This is a genomic window from Candidatus Pelagibacter sp. PS_16, from assembly GCF_059417965.1.
Genome location: NZ_CM182074.1, coordinates 222,074 through 235,915 on the forward strand (window position 1 = coordinate 222,074; position 13,842 = coordinate 235,915).

Below are 13,842 nucleotides of genomic sequence, written 5' to 3' on the forward strand. Positions count from 1 at the left end.
TTATTATCTGCCAATAGCAGTCATTCTTTCAACAGGTATTCTAGCCTTATTGATAGTTTCATTATCCATAATTATCTCACCAGTTTCATTTTCTAAACAGGCCAAAATTTTTGGTAGAGTAATTCTTTTCATATGAGGACATAGGTTGCATGGTTTAATAAATTCAACATTAGGATTTTCCACTTGAATATTATCACTCATAGAACATTCCGTAACCATCATTACCTTTTTAGGTTGATTGTCCTCTACATATTTGATCATTCCTGAAGTTGAACCAGCAAAGTCACTTGCCTTAATTACATCGGGTGGACATTCAGGATGTGCAATAATTTTTATTCCTGGATTATTTTTTCTTATATCGTGAATTTCTTTTTCATTAAATTGGTCATGAACAATGCAAATTCCTTTCCAAGCAATAATTTCAACATCTGTCTGAGAAGCTACATATTTAGCTAAATAATCATCGGGTAGAAATATAACTTTTTTAACACCAAGAGAATTAACAATCTTAACAGCATTAGCTGATGTGCAACAAATGTCAGTTTCAGCTTTAACATCTGCCGAAGTATTTACATAGGAAACAACAGGTACACCTGGATATTTTTCTTTTAATAATCTTACATCCTTACCTGTAATAGAGGACGACAAGGAACATCCTGCAAGCATATCAGGTAACAAAACTTTTTTTTGTGGACTCATTAATTTTGCTGTCTCTGCCATAAAGTGTACACCAGCCATTACAATAATGTCTGCTGAAGTTTTTGAAGCTTCTACTGCTAGAGCCAAAGAGTCAGCTGCAAAATCTGCTACACCATGATAAATTTCTGGTGTTTGATAATTATGCGCAAGAATAACCGCATTTTTTTCTTTTTTTAATTGATTAATTCTATGAATATAGGGAGCATGAACTGACCATTCAATCTCAGGTAAAACCTTAGAGATTTTTTGATAAATTGGATCGGTTGCTTTTTTTACTTCTTCAGTAAACTCCATATTAAAACCTATCAATTTGATACAATCTTGTCATGCATTTATTCTGACGCACTAATTAATCCAACTAGGAATTTTGATTTTTAACTTAGCGTTTTTGCTTTTAAACTCATTTTCTTGATTAAAATTATCATCCAAATATTTAATTAAAGCAAAAGGATATTCATTACTTATTAAAACTTTTCCTATCTCAAAATCACCATTATAGATTAAATCATCTTGATTTATTTCTCCTTCAATTAAATAAATAGGTAATAATCTTTTTGAAAGTTTATTTTTTAATTTAATTCTTGCAGTATTCTCTTGCCCAACATAACAGCCCTTTTTAAAGTCTATTCCATTCAATTCTTCAAAGTTACATTCAATTCCAAATAGCTTATTCTGTAATTCATTCATGTTTTTTTGAGGAATTCCTAATTGATGACTCAATTTATAATATTCAGCAATTGAGGAATCTTTTAGCTCTAATTTTTTTAAAGACAGATAAAGCTTTTCTAAATTGATGATAAGCCTTGCACCTAAATCTTTATTTCTTGGGTCTAACAAAATAGAATCTTCTCTATATTTAATTGTGTTCCCAGCAATATCTTTTGATCCTTCAAATTCTAAAAATTTTTCTTTATTAAACGCAGCTACAACAAATTCGTTACTAAGATTCATAATTTCAACTTTTGATCTAAGTTTATAGACACTAAGTTGTTTGAAAAGTGCTTCTGTTTGAGATTTTTCACAGTCAATGAAGTAGCCAGACTTGTGTTTTATGATAATAAAAGCAAAAAGAAATTTTCCTTGAGGAGTTAATAGTGATGCAAAACAACTACTGTCTTCACTTACTTTATTAATGTCATTACTAATCATATTCTGTAAAAATTCTTTAGCATCTGCACCGTTTATATACAGAATTCCTCTATCTTCTAAAATGTATACATTTTGATTATTCATAATTGATTGATGTCTTAATATAATATAATTACTTTTTTCATAAATGTTAGATCTAATAATTAAAAACGGTTCTTGCTACATAGATAAAGATCTTAAAGATCAAGATATAGCAATCAAAGATGGTAAAATCATAGAAATTGGTAAAATTGATAGTGAAGCAAAAGAAGTTTTTGATGCCAAGGGATTAACTGTTTTACCAGGATGTATTGATACTCAAACTCATTTTAGGGAACCCGGATCAACTGACACAGAAGATCTTCATTCTGGAAGTAAGGCAGCAATTGTTGGAGGAATAACGAGTGTTTTTGAAATGCCAAATACTAATCCACCAACTTCTAATAAAATTGAATTTCAAAAGAAATTAGATCTTGCAAAAAATAGAATGTATTGCAACTATGCTTTTTATTTTGGCGCAACACCAGACAACGCTGACGAGTTAGCAGACTTAAAAAACTTAGAAGGATGTTGTGGAATTAAGCTTTTTGCTGGTTCTTCGACAGGAAATCTATTGGTTCAATTTGAAGAAGATATTGAGAAAGTATTTAAAAGTAGCTCTAAAGTTGTTTCAGTTCACTCTGAAGATGAAGAAATTTTAAATAGGAATAAAAAATTAATTAAAGATGGAGATGTTCACTCACATCCAATTTGGAGAAGTGAAGAATGTGCAATTTCATCGACTAGAAGAATTGTAAGAATAGCTGAGCGATATAAAAAAAAAGCACACATCCTTCATGTAACAACCAAACAAGAAATTGATTTTTTATCGCAGCACAAAGGTAACATCACATTTGAGATAACACCTCAACATCTAACAATCTACGCCCCAGATTGTTATGATAAACTTGGAACATATGCTCAAATGAACCCACCAATAAGAGATAAGTCTCATTATGACAGGTTATGGTATGGAGTAAAAAATAATCTTAATGACACAATTGGATCTGATCATGCTCCACACTTAAAAGAAAACAAAGAAAAAAAATATCCCAATTCACCATCTGGAATGCCAGGTGTTCAGACACTTTTACCGGTTATGTTAAACCATGTTAATGATGGAAAATTAAGTTTAGAACAATTAATGAATTCTATATGTGAAAATCCAGTAAAAATTTTTGGCATTCAAGACAAAGGTTTTATTAAAGAAGGATTTGATGCAGACTTTACAATTGTTGATATGAATAAAAAAATTACAATTAAAAATGAAAATATTGAAAGTAAATGTGCTTGGTCACCTTTTGATGGGTATGAATTTAAAGGAACTCCTGTGTCAACAATTATTGCTGGCCAAATCAAAATGAGAGATGGTAAGATTTTGGGTGAACCTGACGGTAAGCCTTTAAAATTTTAAATAGTTTTTATAGTAAAGCTATTTACCAGAACAACACCAGTAACAATAAAGAATAACCCTAAAACAGCCTGCCATGATAGTGATTGTTTGAAGAAAATATATCCTAATATTGCAATTGTAAATATACCAAGGCCACTCCATGTTGCATAAACAATGGCGATAGGAAGTTTGTCAACCACAAATGTTAAAAGGTAAAATGAAGATAGATACAAAATTGCAAGTGTTGTGGTTGGAATTATTTTGGTAAAATTTTGTGAAATGGGTAATAACATTGTTCCACCTACCTCACAAAAAATTGCAATAGTTAAAAATAAATATGTCTTTATCATTATTTAAGAATATTATTTTTCATTAAGTCTTCTTTTATCTCAATTAAAATTGCAGGATCATCAATAGTTGCTGGCATTTTATAATCTTCCCCATCAGCAATTTTTCTTATTGTTCCTCTTAATATTTTTCCAGATCTTGTTTTTGGCAATCTTTTAATAACAATTACAATCTTAAATGCAGCAACAGGACCAATTTTATCTCTAACCATCTGAATGCACTCATTGGAAACTGTTGCGTGATCTTTTTCAACACCAGATTTAAGAACGACCAAACCAATTGGTAATTGTCCTTTTAATTTATCCGCAACGCCTAATACTGCACACTCAGCAACTGATTGGTGTTCTGATAAAACTTCTTCAATTGCTCCAGTTGATAATCTATGACCTGCAACATTAATAATATCATCTGTTCTAGACATAATCCAAATGTAACCATCTTCATCTATATGACCTGCATCATAAGTTTCATAGTAACCGTCATAGTTGGTCATGTAATTATCTTTGTATCTTTTATCTGCATTCCATAGTGTTGGAAAAGTTCCAGGAGGCAAAGGTAATTTTATAACTATATCTCCCATCTCATTAGGTTTTGCTAAAGTTTGATCTGGCTTCATAACTTGAACGTCATAACCAGGAACAGCCTTACAAGCTGAGCCATACTTTGTTTTCATCATTTCAATTCCTGTACAATTAGAACTAATTGCCCAACTAGTTTCAGTTTGCCACCAATGATCAATTACAGGAACTTTTAATAAATTTTCTGCCCACTTAATGGTATCAGGATCAGCCCTTTCACCAGCTAAAAACAATGACTCAAATTTACTTAAATCATACTTAGAAAAAAACTTTCCCTCAGGGTCTTCTTTTTTAATAGCCCTAAAAGCAGTTGGTGCAGTAAAAAGTGATTTTACTTTATAATCAGAAATTATTTTCCAAAAAGCACCAGCATCAGGAGTGCCAACAGGTTTTCCTTCAAATAGTACTGTGGTGCAACCTTTAAACAAAGGAGCATAGACTATATAAGAATGACCAACTATCCAGCCAATATCACTTGCTGACCACCAGACATCATCCGCATCAATATTGTAAATATTTTTCATAGTCCATTTTAGAGCAACTATATGACCACCAATATCTCTAACTATTCCTTTTGGAACACCCGTAGTTCCTGAGGTATATAAAATATAAGCTAAATCATTTGAATTCATTTCAACACAATCTACTTCTTTTGCATTTGAAAGTGCTTCATCCCAACTGATTTCTTTTGGAGCATTTATATTTGCTTCATTTCCAGATCTTTGAAATAGGATTAATTTTTCTATCTTATGTGATGCCATTTTTATGGCCTCATCCACTAGCGGTTTGTACTCAACAGTTCTTCCAGGTTCAAAACCACACGAAGCCGTAACTAATATTTTTGCTTTACTATCATCGATTCTGCTTGCTAATTCACTAGATGCAAAACCACCAAATACTACTGAGTGAATTGCCCCGATTCTTCCACAAGCCAACATTGCAATAACTGCCTCTGGGATCATGGGCATATAAATTATAACTCTATCTCCCTTATTAACCCCTTGGTTTTTTAAAGCTCCTGCAAATTTTGAAACTTTTTCTTTTAATTCTTTATAGGTAAACTGCTTTTTGTTGCCAGTTATGGGACTGTCATAGATTAAAGCTAATTTTTCACCTCTACCTTCATCAATATGAAGGTCTAAAGCATTATAACAGGTGTTAGTCACCCCATCTTCAAACCATTTATAAAAAGGAGGATTAGATTTGTTTAGAATTTTTGTTGGTTTTTTAAACCAAAAAATATCGTTAGACACTTCTTGCCAAAAATCTTCAGGGTTTTTTATAGAGTTTTGATAAATTTCATTGAATTTTTTATTCATCACTAATGATTCTTTATTTTGATATTTTAAGACTTATTAAATTAAAAATTGTATTAAAATTCAAAAAGTAAGTAAAATCAACACAAATTAGAGGCAATTAAACCTTCTAAAAACTTAATTATTTTGATAGTTAATCCTCAACATGACTTAAGCATTTGTTTAAGTCTAGTTTATATAAACTAAAAAGTTAAAAACTAACGAAAGAGGGAGTTTTTTATGAAAAAACTAAAATTGTTTGCTCTTACAGCTGTAGCCCTAATGGGTGTTTCAGGTGTAGCAAACGCAGAAACTACACTGTTAGCTTCTGATGACTTTGTTGGAATTTCATTCTGGCTTGTGTCAATGGCGTTATTAGCGTCAACGGCATTCTTTTTTATTGAAAGAGCATCGGTTCCAGCTGGCTGGAGAGTTTCAATCACTGTTGCAGGACTAGTTACTGGTATTGCATTTATTCACTACATGTACATGAGAGATGTGTGGGTTATGACTGGTGAGTCACCAACAGTATACAGATATATTGACTGGTTAATTACAGTTCCATTATTGATGTTAGAATTCTATTTTGTTCTTGCAGCAGTAAACAAAGCAAACTCTGGAATTTTCTGGAGATTGATGATTGGTACTTTAGTAATGTTAATCGGTGGATACTTAGGAGAAGCAGGATACATCAACACTACACTTGGTTTTGTAATCGGTATGGCTGGATGGTTCTACATTCTTTATGAAGTATTCTCAGGCGAAGCAGGAAAAAATGCAGCGAAAAGTGGAAACAAGGCTCTTGTTACTGCATTTGGTGCAATGAGAATGATCGTTACAGTTGGTTGGGCTATCTACCCATTAGGTTATGTATTTGGTTACATGACTGGTGGAATGGACGCAAGCTCACTAAACGTGATTTACAACGCAGCTGACTTTTTGAACAAGATCGCTTTTGGTCTAATCATTTGGGCAGCAGCAATGTCTCAACCTGGTAGAGCTAAGTAGTTTTACTCGTTAAATAATTAGAAGAAGGGCAGGTATGTTTTTACATACTTGCCCTTTTTTTTTATCTCATTATATTTAGATATATGCCAAAGATTACATACTTAGAAGATAATGGAAAGTCTCATACCATAGAAGTCTCCAATGGATTGAGTGTAATGGAGGGCGCTGTTCAAAACGACATTCCTGGAATTGATGCTGATTGTGGTGGTGGAATGGCTTGTGCTACTTGTCATGTTTATGTCAAAGAAGAATGGTTTGACAAACTTCCAAAAAAAGAAGATGGGGAAGAAGATATGTTAGATATGGCGTTTGAACCAAAACAAAACAGTAGATTGAGTTGTCAAATATTAGTTTCAGATGAATTAGATGGACTAACAGTTAGCATTCCATCAAAACAAGGTTAAATGATTAAAACAGATGCATTAATAATTGGCGCAGGTCCAACAGGATTATTTTGTGCTCATCAACTAGGTTTAATTGGATTGAATTGTGAGATAGTTGATAATTTAGATAAAATTGGAGGCCAATGTATTGAACTTTATCCAGACAAACCAATTTATGATATTCCAGCAGTTCCAGAATGTACTGGAGAGGAATTAACTAATAATTTAATCAAACAAATAAAGCCTTTTAATATTAAATTTCATCTTAATGAAAGAGTAGAAGAAGTTAATAAAGTTAATAATAAGTGGATTGTAAAAACAAATAAAAATAAAGAGTTTGAAACACCTAATATAATTATTGCTGGTGGTGTGGGATCATTTGAGCCAAGAAAATTTTCGCCAAAAGAATGTGAAAAATATGAAAATCGATCTTTATTTTACTCAATTAAAGATAAAACAATTTTTCAGGATAAAACAATTTCAATATTTGGAGGGGGAGATTCAGCATTAGATTGGGCAATTGAATTATCAAAAAGCTCATATGTAAACTTAATACACAGAAGAGATGAATTTACAGGAGCTCAATTGAGCATAGATAAAATTAAAGAATTAGAAAAATCTGGAAAACTAAAAATTTATACTAAATACCAATTAAACTCAGTTAAGGGAGAGCAAAATATTAAATCAATAGAAATAAAACATGACGACGAAAGTTTAAAAGAGTTAGAAACAAATTATGTTTTGGGCTTTTTTGGACTGATTATGAAGCTTGGTCCTATTGTAGACTGGGGTTTAAACTTAGATAAAAAAACAATTCCCGTTAACACAGAAAATTTTGAAACAAACCTAAATGGTATATTTGCAATCGGAGATATTTGTACCTATCCTGGAAAACTAAAATTGATACTTTCAGGATTTCATGAAGGAGCTTTAGCTGCTAGAGGATGTTTTAAATATGCTAGACCTGATGAAAAGTTAAGATTTGAATTTACTACCACATCAAAGGCGGCCCAAGAAAGACTTGGCGTTAAAAAGTGATAGAATTATTTACAGCAGATACTCCAAACGGAAAAAAAATTACAATAATGTTAGAGGAAATAGGTTGTGATTTTAAAATTACTAAAATTGATCTGTCAAAAGATGAACAATTTAAAACAGATTTTAAAAAGATAAGCCCGTTTGGAAAAATACCAGTAATTATAGATCACGAAAATGGACAGTCATTATTCGAGTCTGGAGCAATACTTATATATTTAGCAGAAAAATATAATAAATTTTATGAAACAAAAGATCGAAATGTTATAAATCAATGGTTGATGGCACAGATGGGAATTATTGGACCAATGATCGGGCAACATCATCAATTTCATCATTATAATCCTGGTAAAAGTGAATTTGGAGAAGAAAGATATTTTAAAATTACAAAAAGAATTTATAGCGAATTGGATGAAAGATTATCTTCATCAAAATACTTAGCAGGAAATGAATATACGATTGCAGATATTGCAACTTGGCCATGGATTGCAAGACATGAATGGCATGATATTGGTCTTAAAAATTATAGCAACTTAACTAGATGGTATTTAGATATTGCAAGAAGAGAAGCTGTTATTAGAGGGTACGATTTATTAAAAAACAACTCTAAGATTCCACAACCATAATAATCTTTATGAGTGTTTTGATTTCATCAATATACTTTAGTCCTGTAAAATCTTTATCTTTTACCAATATCAAATCATGTATCATTAAAAAAGATTTGGGAATTGTAAATGATAGAAGTTTTGCATTTACCAGAATTATTGACTCAAAAAAAGCTCTTATACTTGAGAAAAATCCAAGTGAAAGAAAGCTTAATAATTTCTTAACATTAAAAAATTCACCAGTTTTAAATAAATATAATTTTGAATACAAAAATAATAAATTAATTTTAAAACTTGGTGACAAGCAGCTATTATCAATAATAGCAGATGATCCAGAGCAAAAATCTATACTTGTAAATACAATACTAGAATTAGAAAATTCATTAACCAAACCAATTTTCTTATTACAAAGTAATATTGCCCCTTTCTTTGATACATCTCATTCAAATAAGATCTTTAATTCCATATCCCTTATAAATTTAAATAGTATTAAAGATTTTGAAAAAAAAATTAATCAAAAAATTGAATTAGAGAGATTTAGAGGAAATTTTTACATTGAAGGACTTGAAGCTTGGGAAGAGCGTAAATGGATTGGAAAGATTATAAAAATTAATAATATTTCTTTTAAAATAGAAAAAAATATTCCACGTTGTACTGCAGTTAATTTAAAACCTGAAACAGATATTAGTGATAAGAGTTTGCTGAAGTTATTAAAAAAAAACTACGATCATTGTGATATGGGTGTTTACTTGAGGTCTTTAGATGAAGGCAAAGTAGAAGCAGGAAATATAGTGGAATGTTAATAATAAAGAGGTTTTAGCTATCAATTTTTAAGTTTAATCATCAGCGTATACCTTTTCATCTTTTTCATGCTTTTCTTGTGCTGCAATACAAAGATGGGCAACTGGTCTAGCCATCAATCTTTTTAATCCAATTGGTTCTGCAGTTTCTGCACAAAATCCAAAAGTTTTATCTTTTATTCTTATTAAAGCTTGGTCAATTTTAGAAATTAATTTGATTTGTCTATTAATTGCTTTCATTTCTACAGTTTTATCCGTGTAAGAACTTGCTTGATCAACAATATCTGCTGAAACACTATTGTCATCCATTGACCCATTGTAAAGAGCTTCATTATTTGCTTTTACCAATTCTTTTTTCCATTCAGTAAGTTTTATCTTAAAAAAAGATAAATGCTTATCACACATATATTTTTCTGTTTCTTTTGGGATATATGTTTTTGAAATTTTAATTGGTGCCTTTACTTTGATTTCAGGTGTACTATTTTTTTTTATTACTTTAGTAGCTTTTTTGACTACAGCAGCAACTTTTTTTGTTTTAGCTGTTGGTTTTTTAGTAGATGGTTTTGAGATTTTAGGCATATGTATAAATTTAGTGGCCGGAGTATATTCAGCAATTAATACGTGTCAAGCAAGCTTAATTCATATAAAATCAATGAAATGTTAATCAATAAAAACAATATAAATAAATTGTTTTATAGTTTTCTTATAATTCATTTAATTTTATGGACATTGATTCCAACATTAACAAATAACAATTTACCACTTGATACAATTGAAGCCTTGGCTTGGGGAAGTAATTTAGATTGGGGATTTAATAAACATCCGCCAGCGAGTGCATTTTTTCCAGAAGTTATTTATCAAGTATTTGGTTCGCAGGACTGGTTTTATTATTTGTTAAGTCAATTGTTTGTAGTAACTGCATTTATTATTGTTTTTAAATTTGCTGAAGAACTTTTTAAGAATAAAACTTTAAGCTTAATATCGGTACTTCTTTTAGAGGGTATTTATTTCTATAATTTTACAACACCCGAATTTAATGTGAATGTTTGCCAATTACCTTTTTGGTCGTTGTGTGTTTATTATTCTTGGAAAATATTTGATAAAAAAGTAATAAACTTTAAACATTGTTTTTTGCTTGGAGTTTTTGCAGCCGTAGGTTTTTTATCAAAATATCTTTTTGTTTACCTTCTAATATCAATAGTTCTATTATTTTTTTATATAATTTTTGTAAAAAAATATCAAAAATTTGATTTTAAATATCTAATATCTTTTGAGGTCTTTATTGTTTTATTAATTCCTCATTTAATTTGGTTAACTAATAATGATTACATTACGATTACATATGGGCTAGCCAGAACAGGACTTGAGACTTCAAGTTTATTAGATCATATAACTTACCCTTTAATATTTTTAGGTAAACAAATAGGAATACTAATTCCATTTTTTTTAATGTCATTTTTTTTAATAAAAAAAATTAAGTTAAAAGTAACTTTAAAAGATAAGAAGCTATTGTTCTTAATATTTATTAATCTAATTCCAATTGGATTAATGTTCTTAACCTCCATGTTAACAGGGTCTAAAATAAGAACAATGTGGATGACCCCATTTTATTTATTTTTTGGTGTATTTATTATCTATATCTTTCAAGCACAAATAAATCTTAAAAAGTTAAATGGGTTTATATCAATATTTTTGATCTTGTTTATTTTTTCACCCTTTGCTTATGCTTATATTTCAATTACTGAAACTGACAAAAGAACAGATTATTTAGGTAAAGAAATAGCAATTAAAACTGAATACTTATGGAAGCAAAATTATACATTGCCAATTAATGTTGTCCTTGGCGATGAATGGCATGCTGGAAATTTATCATATCACCTAAATTCTAGACCCGTTTGGGAAGGGGTGATTACAAAAGATAAGCTTAATTCATTGTCGAAATATATTTGCATTGATAATATTTGTGTAGGAAATAGATGAGCAAGATAAAAATTTTAATCCCTATATATAATGATTGGCAGTCAGCTTTTAAACTTTTAGAAGATATAGACTTACAAGTTAATGATTTAAAGCATGAATTCTCAATTATAATTGTAAACGATTGCTCTACGGAAGAAAAACCTTCCAATGATTTTAATTTTAATAACCTTACGTCTATCAAAATAATCAACATGAAAACAAATAAGGGACATGCTAGATGTAATGCGTCTGGCTTAAGATATATTGCTGAGCATGAAGATTACGATTATATAATTCCAATGGATGGAGATGGTGAAGATAGACCGGAAGAAATAACTCTTCTTATTAATAAGATAAATAATTATCCTGATAAAGTTATTACAGCTAATAGAGTAAAAAGATCTGAAGGTTCTTTCTTTAAACTTTGTTACCTTTTACACAAATATTTAACTTTTGTTTTCACCGGACAGTCTATTAAGTTTGGTAACTTTATTTGCTTACCTAAATTTGCAGTTAACAAAATGATAAAAGATAAAGCAACATGGAGTAGTTTTTCAGGTGCTGTTGCTAAACTATTTAAAGATAGAAAATCTATCCCATCAATAAGAGGTAAAAGATTTTTTGGTCCATCGAAAATGAGTTTTATTAACTTATTAAAACACTCACTATCAATTATAGCTGTTTTTAAAATGACACTATTGATTAGATCTATATTTTTTTTAATTGCTTACTTATTTTTAATTGCCAGTAATCTATCATGGATTACATTATTTCCTGTTATAGGAGTTATTATTATGATGATTTCAGTAATTATACTTTCTCAGAGAGAAAGTATTTTAGAATTTGAAAACTCTTTAGAAAATATTAGCAGCATAGATCAACTTAAATAGCTTTTATTATTGGTAGCGAATGAAAATTAGCTGTATCTATCTTTGAAGAGTGGTCTCTTCTCATATTCCATTTTTTATTTACTCCAGCGCTAGCTAAACTTAATGTTGATCGTCCATACTTATAATTTGTACTATCAATAGATCTCATTAAGCCTTTAATTTTCTCATCTTTTTCAGTGGAAAATAGATTTTTACTGCCACTTGAACTAACTAAACCAGTCAATGTTATGCCTGCTTTTTGATATCTGTATCCATTAATAAAGATTTCATTTAATGCAATCAAAGCAGTTTTAACTATTTCAATACTATTATTGGTAGCTATTGGAAAATCTATAGTTTTAGCATTTGAATAATACACCCCTCTATTTTGAAAAGGGCTTGTTCTAACAGACACAGTTATTGATTTTGCTATTAAAGATTCTGATCTAATTTTTTCTGAAGCATTTAAACAATAGCTTGCAACTGCCTCTTCTAACTCTTGAAACTTTTCAACTCTTGTACCAAATGATCTTGACACTACACAACTTTTTCTTTTGGAAGTTTTAGTTTCTAGTGGGATACAAGGAATACCTCTAAGTTCTAAGGCAGTTCTAGAACTTAAAACATTAGAACTTTTTTTAATCCAAGTATTTGACATATTTTTTAATTGTTTGGCATTATAAATTCCATTTTGATGATAAAATTTTGTCATCTGTTTACCAACTCCCCACACATCGTTGATATCTATTTTTTCTAATAGTGGATCAATATTTTCAATTCCTATCAAGTTTGTAACACCAGATTGTTTTTTCTTTGCTATATGATTTGCAATTTTGCTTAGTGTTTTTGTTTTAGCAATACCAATGCTAGTTGGAATTCCTGTCCATTGTAAAATAATGCTTCTAATTTCTTTTCCCACATCTTCTACTTCATCATCTGGATAATTACTCAAATCTAAAAAGGCCTCATCTACTGAATATATTTCTAATTCAGGATTAAATCTTTTTAAAGTTCTCATCACTCTTCTAGATAAATCTCCATACAAAGAATAATTTGAAGAAAATACATAAACTTTATTTTTAAGTATTATTTCTTTAGCTTTAAAGTAAGGCTCACCCATTTTAATACCAAGAAACTTTGCTTCATTCGATCTTGCAATAATGCAGCCATCATTATTCGACAATACGACAACTGGCTTATTTCTAATCTTAGGATTGAATAATCTTTCACAGGAAACATAAAATGAATTACAATCTACTAATGCTATTTTCTTAGTACGTTGAATGGATGACATAAGTCACAACCCCCCAGATAAATACTTCAGATTCATCTCCAATGATTATTTTATCTTCAATATTTTTTGAACCTGATGTTAAAAATTGTCCATCTTTAGATCTAACAAAACTTTTAACAACTAACTCATCGTGAACATTTGCAACCACTGTTGAAAAATTTTTAGGTTTTAAGCTTCTATCAATAACTAATAAGTCACCATCATAAATATCAACATCAGTCATCGATTTTCCCTGAACTCTAATGATAAAAGTTGCAGGAACATTTTTGATTAAGTGAACATTAAGATCTACATCTTCTTCAATGTAATCTGTTGCAGGAGAGGGAAAGCCAGCTCCAGCTTTATGCAAGTAAAAGGGAATAGTTAATTTCATGTTCTTGTTTTGTTCTAATCTATAGACTAGTTATGC

15 protein-coding genes are annotated in these 13,842 nt (G+C 30.1%); 8 read left to right on the forward strand and 7 right to left on the reverse strand.

Annotation, left to right across the window (positions count from 1 at the left end):
* Positions 1-3: 3 nt before the first annotated feature.
* Positions 4-993 carry a quinolinate synthase NadA gene (nadA, locus tag AC5SL0_RS01160; protein ID WP_006997284.1) on the reverse strand — a complete coding sequence of 330 codons (990 nt, stop codon included), beginning with the start codon at positions 991-993 and terminating at the stop codon, positions 4-6.
* A 51-nt stretch (positions 994-1,044) separates the two neighbouring features.
* Positions 1,045-1,932, reverse strand: coding sequence for a CAF17-like 4Fe-4S cluster assembly/insertion protein YgfZ (ygfZ, locus tag AC5SL0_RS01165; protein ID WP_494618445.1), 888 nt, complete (start codon positions 1,930-1,932; stop codon positions 1,045-1,047).
* Positions 1,933-1,975: 43 nt separating this feature from the next.
* Between ygfZ and AC5SL0_RS01170 the strand changes: the two genes are divergently transcribed.
* Positions 1,976-3,280 carry a dihydroorotase gene (locus AC5SL0_RS01170; protein ID WP_006997282.1) on the forward strand — a complete coding sequence of 435 codons (1,305 nt, stop codon included), beginning with the start codon at positions 1,976-1,978 and terminating at the stop codon, positions 3,278-3,280.
* Here the strand turns inward: AC5SL0_RS01170 and AC5SL0_RS01175 are convergent.
* Positions 3,277-3,609, reverse strand: a complete 333-nt coding sequence (locus tag AC5SL0_RS01175; RefSeq protein ID WP_494618447.1) for a DMT family transporter — start codon at positions 3,607-3,609, stop codon at positions 3,277-3,279. The genes AC5SL0_RS01170 and AC5SL0_RS01175 overlap by 4 nt on opposite strands.
* Positions 3,609-5,504 carry a propionyl-CoA synthetase gene (locus AC5SL0_RS01180; protein WP_494618448.1) on the reverse strand — a complete coding sequence of 632 codons (1,896 nt, stop codon included), beginning with the start codon at positions 5,502-5,504 and terminating at the stop codon, positions 3,609-3,611. Before AC5SL0_RS01180 ends, AC5SL0_RS01175 begins: the two co-directional genes overlap by 1 nt.
* A gap of 216 nt (positions 5,505-5,720) precedes the next feature.
* Here AC5SL0_RS01180 and AC5SL0_RS01185 point away from each other — a divergent pair, with 216 nt between their 5' ends.
* The 5 genes from AC5SL0_RS01185 (at position 5,721) to AC5SL0_RS01205 (ending at position 9,314) form a co-directional block, all read left to right on the forward strand.
* Positions 5,721-6,488: a bacteriorhodopsin-like gene (locus tag AC5SL0_RS01185; RefSeq protein WP_011281819.1), complete on the forward strand. Its 768-nt coding sequence runs from the start codon at positions 5,721-5,723 to the stop codon at positions 6,486-6,488.
* Between the two features lie 83 nt (positions 6,489-6,571).
* The gene (locus AC5SL0_RS01190; RefSeq protein WP_011281820.1) at positions 6,572-6,892 is read left to right on the forward strand and encodes a 2Fe-2S iron-sulfur cluster-binding protein; all 321 of its coding nucleotides are present in this window, start codon (positions 6,572-6,574) and stop codon (positions 6,890-6,892) included.
* Positions 6,893-7,909 carry an NAD(P)/FAD-dependent oxidoreductase gene (locus tag AC5SL0_RS01195; protein WP_006997277.1) on the forward strand — a complete coding sequence of 339 codons (1,017 nt, stop codon included), beginning with the start codon at positions 6,893-6,895 and terminating at the stop codon, positions 7,907-7,909.
* On the forward strand, positions 7,906-8,532 hold the full coding sequence (locus AC5SL0_RS01200) for a glutathione S-transferase family protein (protein ID WP_011281822.1): 627 nt from the start codon (positions 7,906-7,908) through the stop codon (positions 8,530-8,532). Before AC5SL0_RS01195 ends, AC5SL0_RS01200 begins: the two co-directional genes overlap by 4 nt.
* 8 nt (positions 8,533-8,540) lie before the next feature.
* The gene (locus AC5SL0_RS01205; protein WP_011281823.1) at positions 8,541-9,314 is read left to right on the forward strand and encodes an MOSC domain-containing protein; all 774 of its coding nucleotides are present in this window, start codon (positions 8,541-8,543) and stop codon (positions 9,312-9,314) included.
* 33 nt (positions 9,315-9,347) lie between these two features.
* On the opposite strand, the gene AC5SL0_RS01210 is transcribed toward AC5SL0_RS01205, so the two are convergent.
* Entirely contained in the window at positions 9,348-9,890 is a 543-nt protein-coding gene (locus AC5SL0_RS01210) for a TraR/DksA family transcriptional regulator (RefSeq protein WP_011281824.1), read from the reverse strand.
* Positions 9,891-9,968: 78 nt separating this feature from the next.
* Here AC5SL0_RS01210 and AC5SL0_RS01215 point away from each other — a divergent pair, with 78 nt between their 5' ends.
* Positions 9,969-11,291, forward strand: coding sequence for a glycosyltransferase family 39 protein (locus AC5SL0_RS01215; RefSeq protein ID WP_034391627.1), 1,323 nt, complete (start codon positions 9,969-9,971; stop codon positions 11,289-11,291).
* A complete protein-coding gene (locus tag AC5SL0_RS01220; RefSeq protein WP_027306695.1) occupies positions 11,288-12,160 on the forward strand; it encodes a glycosyltransferase family 2 protein in 873 nt (290 codons plus the stop codon). The genes AC5SL0_RS01215 and AC5SL0_RS01220 overlap by 4 nt, the downstream gene beginning before the upstream one ends.
* On the opposite strand, the gene AC5SL0_RS01225 is transcribed toward AC5SL0_RS01220, so the two are convergent.
* Together AC5SL0_RS01225 and AC5SL0_RS01230 are read right to left on the reverse strand one after the other, a co-directional pair.
* The gene (locus AC5SL0_RS01225; RefSeq protein ID WP_011281827.1) at positions 12,153-13,433 is read right to left on the reverse strand and encodes a Y-family DNA polymerase; all 1,281 of its coding nucleotides are present in this window, start codon (positions 13,431-13,433) and stop codon (positions 12,153-12,155) included. The two genes, AC5SL0_RS01220 and AC5SL0_RS01225, sit on opposite strands and share 8 nt — an antisense overlap.
* A complete protein-coding gene (locus AC5SL0_RS01230) occupies positions 13,411-13,806 on the reverse strand; it encodes a LexA family protein (protein ID WP_494618452.1) in 396 nt (131 codons plus the stop codon). The genes AC5SL0_RS01225 and AC5SL0_RS01230 overlap by 23 nt, the downstream gene beginning before the upstream one ends.
* Between the last annotated feature and the right edge of the window lie 36 nt (positions 13,807-13,842).